Here is a 19455-nt window from a genome sequence, read left to right as displayed (position 1 = left end):
CAGCCCATGCCTATTCATATCACTCTGCTGGTTCTTTTCGCTGCCCTGCTGCATGCCGGCTGGAATGCACTGCTGCGTGGCGGCGCCGATCGGCTATGGTCGATGACGATGATGTGCGTCGCAGTCGCCTTCGCCAGTGTCGTTGCAGCCGCCTTCATGGTCGCGCCAGCACCCGCCAGCTGGGGTTATGCGGCGCTTTCGGCGGTGCTGCATGTCGGCTACAACCTGTTTCTGGTGCGCAGCTATCGGATCGGCGACCTGGGGCAGACCTATCCGATTGCCCGGGGCTCGTCACCGGTGTTGATCACCCTGGGCGCCGCAGTCTTTGCCGGCGAAAGCATTGCCCCCGGCACCTTACTGGGGATCGCGCTGGTGTCAGGCGCAATCATTTCCCTGGCTTTCAGGAGTCGCAAATTGGCGGTGCCCAGCCTGCCCTACGCACTGGGAACCGGCTGTTTCATCGCGGCCTACAGCGTCACCGACGGCATCGGCACCCGACTCTCCGGCGCGCCGCTGGCCTACACCGTATGGATGTGCGCGTTGTGGGGCGCGCTGATGCCGCTGGTGTACATCGGCCTGCGCGACGCCCGCAGCCTATTTTCCATTCGACCCGGCATGTCGACCGCCCTGGCCGGCGGGCTGGTCTCCCTGCTGGCTTATGGAATCATCATCTACGCCATGAACGAAGCGCCCCTGGGCGCGGTGTCGGCATTGCGCGAAACCAGCGTGTTGTTTGCGGCGGTGATTGGCTACCTGTTCCTCGGCGAACCACTCACCGCCCGCCGGATCCTGGCGTGCGCAGTGATTGCCAGCGGCATCCTTATCATTGGCTGACACGGCTGGTTCCCCACCGTTACAGGAGGTTCCCTCGATGGATAACGTCTCACAGGCACCGCTGATTCTGATCACCGGCGGCAGTCGCGGAGTGGGTGCCGCCACCGCACGCCTGGCGGCCGCACAAGGCTATGACGTCGCGATCAGCTACGTGACCAACGAACCCGCAGCGCTGGCGGTAGCGGCGGATGTCGAGGCGTTGGGTCGTCGGGCGTTGGCGATGCGGGCCGACAGCGCCGACCCCGAGCAAGTCGCCGGCTTGTTCGCGGCCATCGACCGCTCGTTCGGTCGCATCGACGTACTGGTCAATAACGCCGGGGTACTGGCGCGTCAGTCACGCCTGGAGGATCTCGGCCTGGAGCGCATGCAGCGTATCTTTGCGGTCAATGCCATCGGCCCGATGCTCTGCGCCCAGCAGGCGCTCAAGCGCATGTCTCACCGACATAACGGTCCGGGCGGAGTGGTGATCAATGTCTCCTCGGCGTCGGCACGGCTTGGCAGCCCCAATGAATACGTCGACTACGCAGCGTCAAAGGGCGCCCTGGAGACGTTCACCATCGGCTTGGCAAAGGAAGTGGCTCGGGAAGGCATACGCGTCAACTGCGTGCGCCCCGGTCACATCTATACCGAGATGCATGCCAGCGGCGGCGAGCCTGGGCGGGTCGATCGCGTCAAGGACTCGATCCCGATGGGCCGGGGTGGGCAGCCGGAGGAAGTGGCGCGGGCGATTCTGTGGCTGGCCGGTGCTGAGGCGTCGTTCGTGACCGGGACGTTTCTTGATGTGACGGGGGGTAAATGAGTTTTGCCCGCGCCTTCACCACTCGACAAATCGAAGATCTCACGGCGCGACTAAACTCTGCGAACAGACACAAAGCGGAGAATCGTTCTTATGCCTTCGGATCTTGCCGATCGTTACAACGACTACATTGCCTGCCTGAATGCACAGGATTGGGAAAACCTCGGCCATTTTGTCCATCAGGATGTGGTTCACAACGCCAGACCATTGGGACTGCATGGCTATCGAAGCATGCTGGAAGCGAACTATCGGGAAATTCCCGACCTGCGCTTTGAAATCCAATGCCTGGTAACCGACCCAGACAAGGTGGCGGCTCGCCTGGTGTTCAATTGCACACCGGTGGGTGAATTCATGGGCCTTGCTGTGAACGGAGCGAAAATCTCTTTCGCGGAAAACGTTTTCTATGCGTTCAAGGACGGCAGGATCCATGAGGTCTGGTCGGTCATCGACAAGGACGCGATTGAAGCTCAGCTCCAATCAGCGCAGTGACGCTCGGGGCTTAAGGCAAAGCCCCGATGAGTCGAAATGCTGCCACTCAAGAAAGTAGATGAACCTGTGGCGAGGGAGCTTGCTCCCGCTTGAGTGCGCAGCACTCACAAAAAATGGGGCTGCTACGCAGCCCAGCGGGAGCAAGCCCCCTCGCCACGGGTTCAGTGGTTTCCTTGAGTGACAGTATTACGACTCATCGGGTCATTGGCTTCACACCTTATCGCCCTGCTTCAGGCAATGTGCAGCGTCCGTCCCTTGACCTCTTCCAGAGCATTGGCCAAGGCAACCTGGAAGCGTTCGACCAGTAGGTCGACTTCTTCAGGCTGGATAATCAATGGCGGCAGGAATCGCACCACGGCACCATGGCGTCCTCCCAGCTCCAGGATGACTCCAAGGCGCAGGCACTGGCGCTGGATGGCCTGGGCCAGGGCCGTATCCCCGGCCGGTACGCGATTGTCGCTCGGCTTGTCGCTGACGATCTCCACGCCCACCATCAGGCCCCGGCCACGCACATCGCCCAGGCATGCGTAATCGCCTTGCAGCCGACGCAGTTGCGTCATCAGTCGTTGCCCCATCACATCGGCGTGCCCAGGCAAGTCTTCACTGATGATGTGGCGCAGCGTCGCCGCCCCCGCCGCCATCGCCATCTGATTGCCACGGAAGGTGCCGGCATGGGCGCCTGGTTTCCAGGTATCGAGCTCTTCGCGGTACAGCATCACGGCCAACGGCAACCCTCCGCCGATGGCTTTGGACAGCACGAGAATGTCCGGTTCGATATCCGCATGCTCGAAGGCGAACAGCTTGCCGGTACGGCCCAGGCCGGTCTGTACTTCATCGATGATCAGTGCCACGCCAAACTTGCGGGTCAGTTGGCGCAGCCCTTGAAGCCAGCGGATCGGCGCGGCAATCACACCGCCCTCGCCCTGCACGATTTCGACCACCACGGCTGCGGGTGGCAAGACACCCGACTCCGGGTCGCCGAGCAACTGCTCGATAAAATGCAGACCTGCATCGATACCGGCTTCGCCGCCGATGCCGAACGGGCAGCGGTAGTCGTAGGGGTATGGCAGGAACTGTACGTCAGCCATCATCGAACCCAAAGCCTGTTTCGGCCCCAGGTTGCCCATCAGGCTCAATGTTCCAAGCGTCATGCCGTGATAGCCGCCGGAGAACGACAGGATCGGTTTGCGACCGGTGGCTGTCCTGGCCAGTTTCAATGCCGCTTCGATGCCGTCGGCACCGGTCGGGCCGCAAAACTGAATGCGACCATGACGGGCAAAGTTTTCCGGCAGCGCGTTGAACAGGTCTTCGACGAAACGATCCTTGACCGGCGTCGTGAGATCCAGGGTATGCAAGGGCAAGCCCGAGTCGAGCGTTTGCCGCATGGCCGCAATGGCGACCGGGTGATTGTGCCCCAGCGCCAGCGTCCCCGCCCCCGCCAGGCAATCCATGAACAGTTGCCCCTGGGTGTCGCGGACATACAGGCCATGGGCCTCTTGCAGCGCCAACGGAATACGTCGCGGATAAGACCGGGCATTCGACTCACGGGCCGCCTGGCGTTGCAGGTACGGGTTGGTGTTCAGTTCACGCGGCGCTTGCTGGCGAAACTGTTCCAGCGTGAAGGTTGCGCTGGAAGATAGACGGGGCTGGACGCTTTCCATATTGAATCCCTGAGTGAAGAAACTCTGTCGCGGGCGATCAGCCCTGTCCTTGTTCCTGCATGGCCTGGCGCAAGCTCAGCGGGCGCATGTCGGTCCAGACCTTTTCGATATGGTCCAGGCACTCTTGCTTGCTGCCTTTGACGTCGAGCGCGCGCCAACCGTCGGGCACACTTCGATAATCCGGCCAGATTGAGTATTGCTCCTGCTCGTTGACTACAACCAGAAAACGGGTATCCGGGCTGTCCACACTCATTGCTTACTCCTTGGGGTATGACGGGAGGATCCTACGATACAATACTAATGGTAGCGATTCTCATTAATATTTTTAAAGATGTACCTGTTTCTCAAAATTCGTCTCGACGATGAACAGTCGCAAGACCGCAACGCCCTGTTTATACTTCGAGCCCTTCTGAACGATAACCGCTCTCAATTCGCGGTCCACGGATGAGTCGATGATTCCCAGCCTTGCCCCGCTGTTCACCGGTCCGCTGACCGACCACGGTGAAAAGCTGCAACTGCGCAGCCATCCTCGAACGGATGTGCCGGCAAGCAGGTTCTTCCAGCCGGGGCATTTCAATGCTTTCGTCGACGAGTTGCAGGCGCGGTACAAGACCGATGAGCGCCTGGCCCTGGTTTCGCTGTGGTCCAAGTGGTACTTCAGCACGTTCCTGGCACCGGTGATGGCGGCCAATCTGCTCCAGCACTGGGACTTGCCATTGACGCTCGCCGACACCGGACTCCAACTGAACGACGATGCCAGGCCACAGGCATTGCACTTGCCTCATGCCGGCCATCCTTTACCTCCCGGCACCGCCTTCGAAAGATTCCATCCCCTGATCGAGGAGCATCTGGCGCCCGTCATCGAAACCCTGGTCAGTGCCTCCCGGGCATCGCCCCGGCTGTTCTGGAGCAATGCCGGCAATACTTTCGAGTTCGTCACCAGCCGTATCGACCTGCATCCGCTGGCCAACGCCCACAGCACCGCACCGGCCCGAGAGATCCTGAACGCTCGCCTGCGCCCCGACGGGCGACGCAATCCCTTGTTCGCCCCGGTGCATTACCAGGATATCGGCGAGGACGAGCCGCAGCGCCTCAGGCGCATCTGCTGCATTCGCTACCGCCTTCCCGGCGTCGGCTATTGCAGCAGTTGCCCCCTCGATGAGTGCAAGGAGCAGTCCGTTTGACGGCCCCCTATTTCGCCAGCTGGAAAGGGTTTTCCGCCGTTCGGTCATAGTCCACCAGATGGCCGTAATCGAGACGATAGACCCGGTCGGCCACGTCGAAATAACGGTCATCATGGGTGATCGCAATCACCGTCTTGCCGGCCGCCTTCAGTTCGGGTAGCAGCTCGTTGTAGAACACATGGCGGAACACCGGATCCTGGTCGGCCGCCCACTCGTCGAGCAAGAACACTTCCCGGCCTTCCATCATCAGCAACAACAGCGCCAGGCGCTTGCGCTGTCCTTGGGAGAGCGCCGTGGTCGACAGCCGCCCGGCGGCGAACTGGACTTTATGGGCCAGTCCCAGGCGGTCCAGATAGTGGTCCACCCGAGCCTCGAGCCCGTCATGATCACCCGCCTCGCCCAGCACATCGGCGAACAGGTAGAAGTCGGCGAAAATGGCCGCGAAATGCTCGCGGTGCCACTCGCTGGTGCTGGCATCGAGGACCACGCCATTCAGCGCAACCTTCCCCGAAGTGGGTTCGTAGAGTCCCGTCAGCAGCTTGGCCAGGGTCGATTTACCGCTGCCATTGCCGCCGACGATGAAAATCAACTCCCCGCGACGAATCGACAGGTCGATCGGCCCCAGCTCGAAGGCGAACTCGTCACTCTGTCCTGGATAGCGATAGCGCACGTTCGACAGGCGCAACTCGCCGAAGGGCTCTGCCGCTTGCGCAAGGGTCTTGAACTGCACCGTCTCGCCCAGCGCCAGGGCATCGATGGCCTGCAAGGCGACATGACCACGAATAACCGCAGGAATGGCGTCCAGGATCATCGAGATCGGCGTGCGCAGGAACATGATCGCCAGCACGTAGCCCACCACCACCTGCTGGCTGAGCAACCCAAGCCCCTGGCCGAGAAAGAACAGCGTGCCGATGAGCACGAACACCAACAGTGTCGTCCAGTTCAAGTTCACCGCCCACAGCGTGTCGGCACGTACCGACGCATCCAGCGAGGCCCGGGCAATGGGTTCGAGCTTGCGCTCATAGAGCAGGTGCCGGCGTTCCCGGCTCAGGCCCAACTCGCAGCGGCCCTGGATGGCGGCCTCGAATTGCTCGGTCAACTGGTCGTCCTGGCGACGTACCGCCTGCATCAAGGCCTTGACCTTGCGCCCGAGCAGCACATCGAGCCCCACCCCCAGTGCAATCACACCGAGAGTCAAGACAAAGAACGGCACGCTCAACCACGCCATGTAGGCAAGCCCGGCCAGCAGCAACAGGCCGTTGTACAGCGAGATCGGCAGTTGCTTGAACGCCGTGGCGACGGTGGTCACGTCCTTGGTCAGCGCGTTGTAGATACGCGGGCTGCCCAGCCGCTCGATGCGTTCGAGTGCAGTGCCCAACACCTTGCCCACCAGCCGCAGGCGCAACTGGTAAACCAGGCGATGCCCGATCTGCACCAGCAACCATTGCGACGTGATACCACTGAGGAACAACAGGATCAGCAAGCCACCGAACAGCAGCAAACCGAGGCCGATATCGTCCAGGCCGTGCTCCAGGCTGCGGTTTATGTAGCCGATCAGGCCGATACTGGTGGCCGCGCTCAAGGCGCTGCTCAGAATTGCCAGCAGAATGCGCCATCGAGCGTCATGCAGCAGTTCTTTCAATAGGATCATGGGGCAGACACCACCTTGGCAGAGGTTTGCAACAGTAAAGGCAGCAGGCTTTCGACCAATCGCGGCTCCCCGAGCATCTCGTGATGACCCACGTCCAGCGTCCACTGACGAACAGCCTGCCGAGTATACGCTTGCCACGAGGCCAGCAAGTCGGCATGGGCGTTGCCGCGCCAGAGCCATAGCGGTACGTCGACAGTGGGTAAGTCCTGTTCATACAAGCGCGTTTTGATCGCCCGATACTGCGCTAATAGCCTGAGTAAATCCGCATCGGCGGCGTCCCATTGCAGATGCGCACGCACCTGGGCATCGTCGAGCAAGCGGGCAACTCCCTCGGCGTAGTCATGCCCGGCCAACAGGCCCGTCAAACGTTCGCGCAGCGATTCGCCCATGGGCTGGGCATGGCTGCGGCAGTAGAAAGCGAAATCGGCAATCAACTGGCCCGCCTCATCGCCCTCACCGGCCAGGCTGCGCTGCGCATCGTGATCGAGTACCACCAGCCCTTCGACGTTAAAGCCGTTGGCCTGGAGATGGGGAATCAGCAGCAACGCCAGGCGCGACGCCAGGCTCCAGCCCAGCAGCACCAACGGGCGCTGTTTCAGCTGCACGGGGATGCTCGCCACGTACTGGTGCAGCAACGCGTCCATGTCGCACTCGCCCCAACCCTTTTCCAGGGCGGCCAGGCCAAACACCGCGACGTTACCGTCGAGGTTGTCCAGCAGCGGCTGATACGCCTGCAGATGCCCTTGCGCGCCGTGCACCAGCAGCAAGGCCGGCGCATGCCCATCCGCGTCCTGCAAGACTTTCCAAGGGCCGCCGCTGTCATGCTTGCCCAGCCCTTGGACCAGGTCACGCACGGTATGCCGTTCGAACAACAGGTTGGTCGGCAACTCGAGCGACAGGCGCTCGCGGATCAGCGAGACCACTTTGATCGCCGCCAGGGAATGCCCACCGACATTGAAGAAGTGGTCGGTCACGCCCAGTTCGTCAACGCCGAGCACCTCGCACCAGATAGCCAGGATGGCGGTTTCCAGCTCACCGACAGGTGCCACACGGGTACTCTGCAAGCGCTGCCTGGCGCGTTCGAGCAGGCTCTTGCGATCCAGCTTGCCATTGCTGTTCAGTGGCAGCGCCTTGAGCGCAAAGATAGCGCTGGGCAGCATGTAGTCCGGTAGCTGGCGAGCCAGGGCGGCACCCAGATGATCGTTGGTCTGCAACACGACCTCGTCCCTGACCACGAACGCCAGCAAGCGGGCATGGTCGGCTTCACCGTCCAGTAAGACAGCGGCCTGCAATACGCCCGGCTGGGCCAACAGCGCCTGTTCGATTTCCGCCAGCTCCAGGCGGAACCCGCGGATCTTCACCTGCTGATCGTTGCGTCCCAGCACACGCAGCGCACCATCGGCCTGGCACAAGGCAAGGTCGCCGGTGCGATACAGGCGGCTGCCGCTGAGCGGATCGACACCGAAGGCACTGCTGCCGAAACCGCCCACATAACCGCGGCCGACGCTGGCGCCGCTGATGCACAACTCCCCGGCCTGACCAGGTGGCACCGGTCGTTGCTGCTCATCGAGCAGGTGGATACGGTTATCGCCCAAGACTTGATTCAAGGCACTGCCACTCACGCCCTGGTCGATATCGATCGCCCGCCACAAGACCCCCACGGTGGTCTCCGTCGGACCGTAATGGTTGTACAGGCGACAGGCTGGTTTCGCTTGGGCCAGACGACTGAGCAAATGCTCGCTGATCGGCTCTCCGCCCAACACCAGAACCCGGCTTGGAAGAACAGCGCTGGTCGCGTGTTCGCCCATCAGGGCTTCAAGGTGCGAAGGGACAATCTTGAGCACGTCCAACGGGTGACGCTGAAGCTCCTCGGCGAATGCCCGCGCATCCGTCACGGTGGACTGTTCCAGCAGATGCACGCAACCGCCCTGCAACCAGGCCGGAAACAGCACGGTATTGCCGAGGTCCGCCAGCAGCGAGGAGACCAGGCCATAGTGCCCGCCCTCGGGTAACTGCAGCGCGCGGGTCACCTGCGTGACGTAATGGCGCAACTGACCTTGCTCGATCTGCACACCCTTGGGCTTGCCGCTGGTGCCCGAGGTATAGAGTACGTAGGCCAGGTCTTGCGCGGTGCCCTGCACCGGCGTATCGAACACTGGCCCGATGGACGCCTGCGACCAGCACAGCGTATCGACCGAGGTATCGGGCAGCAGCCCTTCCAGGTGCAGCAACAGGGCCGGTCGGGCATCGTCGATAATGCCGGCCAGACGCAGAGGGGGTTGTTGCGGATCGAGGGGCAAATAGGCCGCACCGGCCTTGAAGCAGGCCAGCATCGCGATCAACATTTGCGCCCCACGCGGCAAGTACAGGCCGACCACCTGCTCGCGGCCGACGCCGGCCTGACGCAGGCTGCCGGCCACACGGTCGCTCAGGGCATCGAGCTCGGCATAGGAGAAAATTTGCTCGGCATAGCGTAGCGCCGGCCGATCCGGTTGTGTCCGTGCGTGTTCGCGCACGGTGGCGACGATATCGAGATCCGGCGCCAGGGCGGGACGGGGCTGCACCGCCGACAGTTCCTCGGGCAAGTGGCAATCGAGGCGATGGATGAGTTCGTTGGGCGATTCCATCAATTGCTCGAGCCAATGGCCGAAGCGCTTGAGCAACACTTGCATCTGGTTTTCCCGGTACAGACCCTCATCGTAGGCCAGCACCAGCTCTGCGCGGCCCTGGGCATCGAGCGTCAGCTGCAATTGCAGTTCGACGGGACTGTCGAAGGACAGGACCTGCACATCTTGCAGCGACGCTGCGGACAGGACACGCAGCCCAGCCTGGAAGCTGGCGCGCCAGTCGGGCAATAACTGGGCCTGGCCCACATATTCCTGCCAGGCCACTGCGTTTTCCAGTTGCCGTGCCAATGGCCGCGCCAGGTTGATCCAAGTGCTGTGCTCCGACATCCGCACCGTCATCGGCAGGGTCTGCTCGAACAGCCCGTAGGCACCCGATAGCTCTTCATAGTCATCACGAGGATCGTGCTGCAGACCCAACTGGCCGTCCGGCTGGCCATTGAGCCTGCCCAGCAATCCACCCCAGGCGGCCAGGACCAGTGGCTCGACCGCAAGGTCTTCGCGTTCGGCCAGGGCCTTCAACGCCGCCGGCAGTGCCGGCGCCAGCATCAGCCGGACAATGGCAGAATTGCCGCTGGCGATGCCATAGCGTTCGATCAATCGCATGCCCGGCACGTCCTGCAAGGCCTGGTTGCGCCAGAACTGCACGCCCTGCTCGGCATCTTCATCCAATTGCAGGCCGTTGATCCATTCGACGTATTCGCCGTATTGCATGGGTTCGGCGTCCAACGGCGCGGCGCGCCCCAGCAATTGTTCCTGCAACTGGATCAGGCTGCGCTGATCCAGCGAATACACCGGCACCGCCAAAAGCAGCCAATCGTCGAGCAGCCAGGCCAATACATCGGGCTGCTCCGTCAGGCAATACCGCTGGGCGTCGCGCAGCCATGTCTGCTCATTGTGCTGTTCATTCGAGCGCCCCTGACGCCAGTCCAGGCGCAGCTCGAACGGCTCGACCACGCGCTGGCGCAAGCCCGTGGCGCCGACCGGGCGCTGATAGCGCAGGCGCAACGCTTGATGCTGCCGGAGACAATCACGCAGGCGTTGCTCGACGATGCCTTCGGGCACGCCCGTCAGTTGCATCCGAACCCAGCGCCAGGCTTGCGGATTGGCCTGGGCCAATTGCTTTTGTTGGGGTGAAAGCGTGAGTCCGAGGTCCATCATGATTCCATCCCTGCGTGTGTTTCTTCTGTCTGCGCCGGCGCAGCCATCACCTGGTCACGACCGTAAATCTCCCCCATGGCCACCACGATCTTGCGCTCGCCCTCGAACGGGTCCCGGGCGTGTGCCGCCATCATGTTATCGAGCATGACCACATCCCCCTGCTGCCAATCGAAACGCACGGCACAACGCTCGTAAGCCGTGTTGATCGCCTCGATAGCCTCCGGTTCAAGTTCCGAACCGTCACCGTAGAACACCTGCCGGGGCATCGAGGCTTCACCGTCGCGTAGAAACTGCTCGCGCACATCGGCGTCGAGAAAGGCCGGGTGATAAAGCTGGATCTGGTTGAAGAAACTCTCCTCGCCCGTCAGCGGGTGCAGGATGACCGCCGGGCACACCTGGCGGGTGTGCAGGTCGTTGGCCCCGCGCCACTGGAATTGGATGTTGCTCTCACGGCAGATCCGTTCGACGTCGGCCCGCTCTTCAGTCTGGAAGAAATGCTGCCAGCTGACGTCCAGGCTGGTACTAAAATTACGTACGTACATCAGCTGTTTGCGCCGCAGGTTCGCTTGCAGCCAGGCCGGCAGTTCCCGGTAGACCTGGCGGCTGTCGACAATCGGGGTCGCGCCACCCGACGTGGCCGGGATCTGGCAGTAGAACCATTGCCGACGCGGCCAGCGATGCTGATGGGCACTCTCGTTGTGGAACAGGATCATCCGGTCCTTGGGATAGGGCGTGGATTTGTAGATGTTCTTGCCACCCTCTTCCTTCGGCAGGTCACCGTATTGACCATACAGCTGCGGGCACAGGGCCTGGCAGAACGCTTCGAAAGCCGCCGGCGTCGGCAGATCGAAACCACGGAAGACAATGCCACCGTGTTCGAGCAACCAGTTCTCGACCTTATCGCGGTTGGCTTGCGCCCAGATGGCAGGCGCCAGTTCGCGGTCACGCAGTTGAATCGACAAGGGGAACTTGGAGCCTTCGCGCAGCGGTCGGGCTTCGAAGGGCTCGCGAGTGACAGGCGACCCGCTCTGGCGCATCTTGCCCAATTTGCTCATTTTGCGTTGCAGCGGATTGTCCGTGGACATGACGGCGGCTCCTCCAGGAGTCTTGATCAAGGTATCGATTGGGTTGTCGGGCGCACCGAGCGCCATGTCCAGCAGCGATTGGAAGGCATCGCGCAGGCGTTCGACCGTGGCCTGGCGAAACAGGCTGGTGCGATATACCCAGCGCAGGTTGATCGTGTCGCCGTCTTCGCTGGCGAACAGGGCCATGTCGAACTTGGAATGGTGCTGCTCGCCCGTCAGCGGCTCGACCTGCAAATGGCCGAGCTGGCGTTGTTGGCGCGGCGTGTTGTCGAGCACGAACAAGGTCTGCAACAGCGGATGGACATTCGCCACCCGTGGCAGCTCCAGGCATTCGACGACACGCTCGAACGGCGTGTCCTGCCAGCCGAACGCTTGCAGGCACACCTCCCGGACCTGCTGCGCTTGTTCGCGGAAACTCAGCTCCGGTTGCAGGCGGATGCGCAAGGCCAGCAGATTGACGAAGAAGCCGATCAGCGATTCGGTGGCAGGATGCTCGCGGTTGGCGACGTCCGTCCCGATGACCAGGTCGCGCCCTTGGGTTTCGCGCTGCAACACGGCGGCATAGCACGTCAGCAGCAGCATGAACGGTGACGTTGCGCTCTCTTGCGCAAACGCCTTCACCCGACCCACCGTGGCCGCCGACAACTGGAAGTCCAGCGCCGCCCCGGTGCCGCTGTCGCGCTCCGGGCGTGGGAAATCGAACGGCAGCGGCACTTGCGCAGGAATGCCGGCCAGGGCCTGTCGCCAGAACGCCAGACCTTCACGCTGACGCCGCTGTACCTCTGGCGAACCTTGCCATACCGCGTAGTCCACGTATTGGATCGCCAGTTCATCCTGCGGCGGCAGCACACCTGTGCTGTAGGCCTCGTAACCCTGGATCAGCTCATCGACCAGCACGGCGCCGGACCAGCCGTCCGAAGCAATGTGGTGCATGACCAGTTGCAGCACATGATCCTGCTCGCCGAGGCGGTACAGGACCGCCCGCAGCGGTGCCTCGCCGGCGAGGTCGAACGGTCGCAGCGCAACATCGCGAGCATCGACCGGCCACTGCGCCGCGCTCGACACGATCACTTGCAACGTTACCGACAGCTGTTCGTGGATCCGCTGGTACAACTCGCCGCCACGCTGGTGATACGTGGTGCGCAAGATCCCATGGCGTTCCACCAACCGATGCAATGCACGCTCCAGGGCGTGGCAGTCCAGTGGTCCGTGCAAGCGCACGTTGCTGCTCATGTTGAAGCTGCTGTCAGCCAGATCCAACTGCTGCATCAACCAGACCCGTTGCTGCGCCGAGGACAACGGTTGATCCATTTGTCGGTCGACGCGGGGGATCTGCAACGAAGCCAGGTCCAGGCGAGGCGCAAGGCCCTCGATACGCAGTGCCAGGTCCGCCAGTACAGGCGTTTCGAACAGCCAGCGCAAGGGCACTTCAAGGCCTTGCTCACGCAAACGCGCACGCACTTGGGCCGCCATCAGCGAATGCCCGCCCAACTGGAAAAAATGCCCATCGGCAGGGATCTGCGGTTGGTTCAAAACCGCTCCCCAGACCTCGGCCAGTAATGTTTCGCTGGCCGTCAGCGCGCGCTGGATGACGCCTGCACCGCTGACCTCCAATCGGACCCGTGGCAGTTGTTTGCGATCCACCTTGCCGTTGGTATTGAGGGGCAGTTGTTCCAGCGCCTGCAAATGCGTCGGCAACATGTACGCCGGCAAACGGGCCTGCAAATAGTTGCGGATCGCGGTGTCGTCCGGTGGGTTAGCGGTACTGGCGACCCAGAAAGCGGCCAGATGCTCGCCTTGCACGGCCACGACCGCCTGCACTACATCGGGATGACTGAGGAGCACGGCCTCGATCTCTCCCAGCTCGATGCGATAACCGCGCAATTTGATCTGGTCATCGGTGCGGCCCAGGTAATACAGCTGCCCATCGGGCTGCCAGCGCGCCAGATCACCGGTGCGGTACAACCGCCCGCCCTCGCGGCTGAACGGATCGGCAATGAAACGCTCGGCGGTCAACCCCGGTTGCCCGGCATAACCACGGGCCAGGCCGTCACCGGCGATATAAAGCTCACCCACACAACCGGGCGGCACTTCGCACAGGTGCTCATCCAGGACGTGGCAACGGGTGTTGAGCAACGGCCGGCCAATCGGGGCAACGGGCGATTGCAGGGCATCGATGGGCGTCTGGGTCGACCACACCGTGGTCTCCGTCGGGCCGTAGACGTTGACGAGATGGGCCACGCATTGCCTGAGTTCGGTTGCCATCTCCGCCGCCAGCGCCTCACCACCGGCCAGGGCCACACGCCCGGCCAGTACCTGGCGATCGCCTTGCAACAGCATCGCCCAGGTGGCCGGTGTGGCCTGGATGAGATCCACGGCCTGGTCCTGGATCAGGTTTGCGAGCAACACGGGGTCCTGCCGCTCTTCATCATTGGCCAGCACCACCGTGCCGCCGCGCACCAGCGGCAGGCACAGCTCCAGACCGCAAATGTCGAAGGTCACGGTGGTCAGGGCCAGATAGCGCTTCACATTATCCAGCGGCAGCGCCTGCTCCATGGCCAGCAGGAAGTTGGCGAAACTGCCTCGACTGATCTGCACGCCCTTGGGTTGTCCGGTCGAGCCCGAGGTGTAGAGGGTATAAGCCAACTGCTCGAGGGTTGTCGCCAGGCCCGGGGATTTTGTGTAGGTGGGCGCCGAAAATTGTGACAACGGCAGGTCTGCCCACAGGCAGCTGCGCAAGTGCCCGGGCAAGTCTGCGGACAGCGTGTCGCAGAGCAGCAATTGCGGCCGCGCCCGAGTGAGAATCTGTGCCTGCCGTGCCGCTGGATGAGCGGGGTCGAGCGGCAGGTAGCTTGCACCGGTCTTCTGGATGCCCAACAGGCACACCAGTAGCCTTTCGTCTCGCGGCAGGCAGAAAGCGACCGTCGACTCCTGCCCGATGCCCTGCGCCAGCAACCAGTGAGCCAGGCGATTGGCTTGGGCATCCAGCGCCGCGTAGCTCACGCGGCGCCCGGCGCAGCACACCGCGATACGCTCAGGGTGAACGGCAGCCTGCACTTCAAAGCGCGTGACAAAATCCGCTTCGCCATCCAGATGCGCGGACGTGCCTGCGGTGGCCAGGGTTGCGACTGAGCCCAGAGGCACTTCCAGCAAGGGCTGCGCAAGATCGAGGCTGGCCAGGCTGGTGAGCAGGCCCTGGTAATCCTCCGCCAGTCGTTGGCTGGTGCCGGGGCGCACCAGGGCGGTCGCGTACTCGACAATCAAACCGGTGCGCGCATCGGCTCCACGGCCTCGGCTAAACACATTGAACGTCAGGTCGAACTTGGCGCTTACCACACCGTCCGGCAGCGCCAGCGGCTCCACTTGGATGCCCGGCAGGCTGAGGCTGCGCGCATCACGGTGGTCAGCCTGATAGTTGAACATCGCCTGGAACACCGGCGTGCGGTCCAGGCTACGCTCGACGTTCAGCATGTCCAGCAATTGCTCGAACGGCAGCGCCTGATGGGCCAGATCACTGGCCAACCGCCCGTTCAGGTCGTGGATAAAGGATTGCAGGCTTTGCCGGGCATCGATCTGCACCCGGTGCGCCAGCGTGTTGACGAACAAGCCGACCAGTGCCTGGCTCTCAGCCGATTCGCGCCCGGCCACAGGCAAACCAATAGCGAAATCAGTGCGCCCGGCATGACGCCAAAGCAGCAGTTGGTAAGCGGCGAAGTACAGCACGAACGGCGTGACACCCATTGCTCTGGCCCGGGCATCGATAGCCGCACTCAACGAGCTGGGGAAGGCAAATTCGGCGCGGGCACCGGCGTAGGCCTGCGTTGTGGGGCGGGCGCAGTGGTCCGGCAACTCCAGCGGCTCGTTGCCCAGACCTTGCAAGCGTTGTTGCCAATACGCCAGCAGCTGGCTGCCCTGTTCTCCTTCCAGAGCTCGCCGCTGTGCTTCGATCAACGGCAGTAATCCGGCGGTGGCGGGCATGTCCTGGCTCAGGTCTTGGTTCTGATCCTGGTACAGCCGCGCAAAATCCTCGACCAGCAAACCCATGGACCAGCCGTCCACGGCAATATGGTGCACATTGAAGAGCAAGCGGTAATCACCCGGTGCCACGCAGAACAGGTCGATTGCCAGCAACGGTCCCTGTCCCAGGTCGAAAACCCGCTTGGCGGCACCGGCGATGGCTGCTACCTGCTGCGACTCATCCTGGCCCTTGAGGTCATGCACATTGAAAATGGCAGAGGCCGTCTCATCCAGGCGCTGCCAGACTTGCCCGTGCGCTTCGAAGAACCTGCAACGCAGAGCCTCATGGCGCGAGACCAGGGCCTGGCAAGCGCGTTGCAGACGAGGCACATCCAGCTCACCGCGCAAGGCCAGCAACTGCGTAACGTTGTAGGCCGTCGCGGTCGGATCGAGTTGTTGCATGAACCACACCCGCTGCTGGGCGTGGGACAGTGCACGCGACGGCTCCGAGACCTCGGTCTCCTGTTTCGGTGCAACGGTCGGCGAGGCTGCACCAGCCAAGACCCCGGCCAGTTGCCGGGCGGTGGGGTTTTCCAGCAACTGCCGGGGCATCAGGCGCAGGCCGGCCTGACGCAGGCGCGCGATCAATTGCAGGCTGAGGATCGAATCCCCGCCCTCGGCAAAGAAATCCGCGTCCGGACCCAGGCCAGGCTGCTCCAGCAATTCGCGAAAGGCCGTGAGCACGGTCAGCAACACCGGATCCTGCCGAGCATCGATGCACAGGGCCATGGCCGCCAGGGTGGGGTGTTGCAGGACATCGCGCGGTTGCAGCTTGAGCCCTTCACGCGAAGCCAGGCCGATCAATTGCAAACTCAGGATCGAATCGCCGCCCAGGGCAAAGAAATCATCCTCGCGCCCGACGTGCGCGCAGCCGAGGACTTGACACCACAACTGCGCCAGGCGCTGTTCCGTGGCACCGCTGGGTGGCCGAGCGGCGGTAACGGCGGACGCCTGCTCGGCCGGTTCCGGCAAGGCACGTCTATCGAGCTTGCCATTGGCCGTCAGCGGCAACGCCTCCAGCACGCACCAATGGCTGGGCACCATGTGTTCCGGCAATTGACGCTTGGCCTCGGCTTGCAGGCTCGCCAAGGCGTCGGTGGCCAGGGCCGGACTGAGGTACGCCACCAGCTGCGTGCGTCCTTTGACCTCGCGGGCTATCACCGCCCCTTCGCGAACCTGCGGTTGAGCCTTGAGCCAGGCACTGACTTCGCCCGGTTCAACGCGGAAACCGCGGATCTTGACCTGATCGTCCCCACGCCCGAGGAACACCAGGTTCCCATTGCGATCCAGGCGAACCCGGTCACCGCTGCGATAGAAGCGTTGGCCTTGGGCGGTGGAGCCAAATACCTGGGCGCTCAGTTCAGGTTGGCCGAGGTACCCCTGGGCCACCTGAGGGCCACCGATCAGCAATTCGCCGGCGACGCCCAGCGGCACCGATACATCGTTGCCGTCGACGATGCGCAGTTGGCAGTCCGATAACGGCTGGCCCAAGGGCAGGTACGGACCCGGGTCCAGCGAGTCGAGCGAGCGGATTTCTCCGCAGATCACACCCACCGTGGTTTCCGACGGTCCGTAGTGGTTGAAGATGCGCAGTTGCGGGGCCAGTTCGCGCACCCGTGCGAACAAGGTGTGATCGAAACCCTCACCGCCCAGGATCAACACATCCCTGGGCAACACTCGTCGGGCATCGTCCAGCGCCAGCAGACCGCGCAAGTGCGAAGGCGCGATCTTCAGGCAATCCACCGGTTGCTCGTCAAGAAAGTCAGCCCAGCCGGGCGGATCGAAGGTCAACGAGGCCGGCGGCAGGATCAACGGATCACCGGCATTCAGCGCAGCGAACACGCACGTCAGGCCGAGGTCCGCCGCCACGGTCGCCAATGTCGCCCAGCGGCTGCCCGGCTTCGCTTGCAAGCGTTGACCGACCGCGCTGGCGTAATGCGCCAGGTTGCCGTGGGTGACCATCACGCCTTTGGGCTGGCCGGTCGAACCGGAGGTATAAATCAGATAGGCCGGCAAGTGCGGCTGGCTGAGGCTCTCGCCCAGGTCCTCGCTGGCCTCGGCACGCAAGTCGGCGGCACCAAGCACCAGACGAGCCATCTGAATGCCGGTTTCCGGGGCCTCGGCCAAAGTCACCCAAAGGCTTGCGGCACTGTCCTGCAATAACTGCGCGAGTCGCTGCGGCGGTTGTGCCGGGTCGAGAAACAGGCAGACCGCGCCTCGTTGCCAGCACGCCAGCGTCGCCAGCAGTTGTTCCGCGCAACGCGGCATGCACAGCGCAACCACCTGCCCCGGACCCACGCCCTGCCCGGCCAGTCGCGAGGCCAACGCACGGCTCGCGGCACCGAGCGTGGCGTAGTCGATGGCTTCGTTGGCGCTGCACAGCGCTGCCGCGGTCGGCGTATGCGCGGCCCAATGCAGCACCTGCCGGTCCAGCGGTAAGGGCATCACGCCCAACGCCGGGCCACACAGTTCACTTGGCGGCGAAACCAGCGGGAACTCGGCCAGGCGGCGCTGGGGATGACTCGCCGCCTCTTCGAAAATCGCCAACAAGTCGTCGAGCATCTGCTCGACCGTCGCCGCGTCGAACAATTCGTCGCTGTATTCCAACTCGCAGCGCAAGCCCGCGTCAGCGGTGCGCACCAGGCGCAGCGTGAGGTCGAAGCGTGCATGACGCTGCGGCGGATCAAGGACTTCAACCGCGACACCCGGCAATGTCAGGGTGCGGCTTTCAGGCAAGTCCACCTGAACGAACATGACCTGGAACAGCGGACTCGAACGCGGGCGCTCAAGGTTCTCGAGCACTTTTTCAAAAGGCAGCTGCTGATGATCGAAAGCCGCTGCGACGGTGTCACGGGTGCGCAGCAGCGCGGTGGTGAAGTCCGGGTTGTCGTGCAGGCGCTGACGGATCACCAGGGTATTGAGCAAAGGCCCGATCAGCGGCACCAACTCCGGACGGTCACGGTGCGCGACCGAGGTGCCCAGGCACAGGTCGCTCTCGCCGCTGTAGCGCGACAGCAGGCAGCTGAAAGCCGTCAGGCCATAGATGTACAGCGTCACCCCATGACTGCGGATAGCCGCTTCGACCGCCGTCGTCAGCTGCGCAGACAGCGTGCGAGCCAGCACCGCGCCGCTGTGGCGGCGTTGCGTGGGCGCCGGACGTGGCCGATCCAGCGGCAACGCCAGTGGCGCCGGGGCATCGACCAGCTGGGCGCGCCAGAAATCGATTTGCTGGCGGCAGCTTTCGCTGTCCAGCCATTCCTGTTCCCAAGCGGCGTAGTCGGCGTACTGGATGCTCAGTTCAGGCTGCCGGGCCGGCTCATCCACAGCCAGCGCCCGGTACGCCTCGGCCAGTTCCAGGGTCAGTTGTTGCGCCGACCAGGCGTCGTAGGCCACATGGTGAATGGTGAAGAACAGCCAGGTCGACCGCTCCTGCGCATCGCTGAACGCTTGCCAGCGCCAAGGTGCCGACTGGCTGAGGTCAAAGGGCTCGGCCAGTTGCCGGGCGTACTCATCGGCGCACCACTGCTCGTACTTGCCGGCAGCCAGGCTCAGTGGCTCGACGTCTGGCAGAGTGACTGTTTGCGGCTCGCACTGGGACTGCAATTGTCCGTCCGAGTCGGTCGTATAACGGGTGCGCAGTATCTGGTGACGGTCGGTCAACTGTTGCATGGCCTGTTGCAAGCGCTCGCCATCGAGGCGACCGTCGAAACGCAGCACCGAGCACAGATTGTAAAGCGCCCGGCTGCTCAGGGCCTCCGCCGACAAGAAACGCCGCTGCGCCTGAGCCAGCGGCAAGCGCCCCGCTTCAGCGAGCACGGCGGGTACGATCGGCAGGCGCCAGCTATCGATGCCCTTCTCGGCCAGGCGCTGGCGAAAAATTTTCTTCTTGTCCGCAGGCAAGGAAGCCAGTCGCTGCGCAATCTCCAGGAACGCTTGTTGCGTCATCGCACTCA

9 protein-coding genes are annotated in these 19455 nt (G+C 63.1%); 4 read left to right on the top strand and 5 right to left on the bottom strand.

What is annotated here, in order from left to right; translation table 11 throughout:
- The first annotated feature begins 6 nt into the window (after nt 1–6).
- The 3 genes from ACLEJQ_RS03550 (at nt 7) to ACLEJQ_RS03540 (ending at nt 2119) form a co-directional block, all read left to right on the top strand.
- Nucleotides 7–834, top strand: coding sequence for an EamA family transporter (locus ACLEJQ_RS03550; protein ID WP_440792240.1), 828 nt, complete (start codon nt 7–9; stop codon nt 832–834).
- Nucleotides 835–871: 37 nt separating this feature from the next.
- Nucleotides 872–1633: an SDR family oxidoreductase gene (locus tag ACLEJQ_RS03545; RefSeq protein WP_440792238.1), complete on the top strand. Its 762-nt coding sequence runs from the start codon at nt 872–874 to the stop codon at nt 1631–1633.
- 90 nt (nt 1634–1723) lie between these two features.
- Entirely contained in the window at nt 1724–2119 is a 396-nt protein-coding gene (locus ACLEJQ_RS03540; RefSeq protein WP_440792236.1) for an ester cyclase, read from the top strand.
- Nucleotides 2120–2349: 230 nt separating this feature from the next.
- On the opposite strand, the gene ACLEJQ_RS03535 is transcribed toward ACLEJQ_RS03540, so the two are convergent.
- Nucleotides 2350–3780, bottom strand: a complete 1431-nt coding sequence (locus ACLEJQ_RS03535) for a diaminobutyrate--2-oxoglutarate transaminase (protein WP_440792234.1) — start codon at nt 3778–3780, stop codon at nt 2350–2352.
- Between the two features lie 37 nt (nt 3781–3817).
- Complete coding sequence (locus ACLEJQ_RS03530) at nt 3818–4033, bottom strand: MbtH family protein (protein ID WP_440792232.1); 216 nt, start codon at nt 4031–4033, stop codon at nt 3818–3820.
- A gap of 199 nt (nt 4034–4232) precedes the next feature.
- Between ACLEJQ_RS03530 and fhuF the strand changes: the two genes are divergently transcribed.
- Nucleotides 4233–4964 carry a siderophore-iron reductase FhuF gene (fhuF, locus tag ACLEJQ_RS03525; RefSeq protein WP_440792231.1) on the top strand — a complete coding sequence of 244 codons (732 nt, stop codon included), beginning with the start codon at nt 4233–4235 and terminating at the stop codon, nt 4962–4964.
- A 7-nt stretch (nt 4965–4971) separates the two neighbouring features.
- Here the strand turns inward: fhuF and ACLEJQ_RS03520 are convergent, their stop codons facing one another.
- Genes ACLEJQ_RS03520 through ACLEJQ_RS03510 form a run of 3 tightly spaced genes read right to left on the bottom strand, consistent with a single transcriptional unit; the run spans nt 4972 to nt 19447 of the window.
- Nucleotides 4972–6615, bottom strand: coding sequence for a cyclic peptide export ABC transporter (locus tag ACLEJQ_RS03520; protein WP_440792229.1), 1644 nt, complete (start codon nt 6613–6615; stop codon nt 4972–4974).
- Nucleotides 6612–10400, bottom strand: a complete 3789-nt coding sequence (locus tag ACLEJQ_RS03515) for a non-ribosomal peptide synthetase (protein WP_440792227.1) — start codon at nt 10398–10400, stop codon at nt 6612–6614. Before ACLEJQ_RS03515 ends, ACLEJQ_RS03520 begins: the two co-directional genes overlap by 4 nt.
- A complete protein-coding gene (locus tag ACLEJQ_RS03510) occupies nt 10397–19447 on the bottom strand; it encodes an amino acid adenylation domain-containing protein (RefSeq protein WP_440792226.1) in 9051 nt (3016 codons plus the stop codon). The genes ACLEJQ_RS03515 and ACLEJQ_RS03510 overlap by 4 nt, the downstream gene beginning before the upstream one ends.
- Between the last annotated feature and the right edge of the window lie 8 nt (nt 19448–19455).

Origin of the sequence: Pseudomonas sp. SMV71 (assembly GCF_052042015.1) — a bacterium.
Classification (GTDB): domain Bacteria; phylum Pseudomonadota; class Gammaproteobacteria; order Pseudomonadales; family Pseudomonadaceae; genus Aquipseudomonas.
The sequence above is the reverse complement of the archived record's forward strand: the minus strand, read 5'-3'. Positions and strand labels throughout refer to the sequence as shown.

Coding starts and splice junctions, on each gene's coding strand:
- ACLEJQ_RS03510 (WP_440792226.1), bottom strand. CDS start 19,447: ATGACGCAACAAGCGTTCCTGGAGATTGCGCAGCGACTGGCTTCCTTG.
- ACLEJQ_RS03530 (WP_440792232.1), bottom strand. CDS start 4,033: ATGAGTGTGGACAGCCCGGATACCCGTTTTCTGGTTGTAGTCAACGAG.
- ACLEJQ_RS03550 (WP_440792240.1), top strand. CDS start 7: ATGCCTATTCATATCACTCTGCTGGTTCTTTTCGCTGCCCTGCTGCAT.
- ACLEJQ_RS03545 (WP_440792238.1), top strand. CDS start 872: ATGGATAACGTCTCACAGGCACCGCTGATTCTGATCACCGGCGGCAGT.
- ACLEJQ_RS03540 (WP_440792236.1), top strand. CDS start 1,724: ATGCCTTCGGATCTTGCCGATCGTTACAACGACTACATTGCCTGCCTG.
- fhuF (WP_440792231.1), top strand. CDS start 4,233: ATGATTCCCAGCCTTGCCCCGCTGTTCACCGGTCCGCTGACCGACCAC.
- ACLEJQ_RS03535 (WP_440792234.1), bottom strand. CDS start 3,780: ATGGAAAGCGTCCAGCCCCGTCTATCTTCCAGCGCAACCTTCACGCTG.
- ACLEJQ_RS03515 (WP_440792227.1), bottom strand. CDS start 10,400: ATGATGGACCTCGGACTCACGCTTTCACCCCAACAAAAGCAATTGGCC.
- ACLEJQ_RS03520 (WP_440792229.1), bottom strand. CDS start 6,615: ATGATCCTATTGAAAGAACTGCTGCATGACGCTCGATGGCGCATTCTG.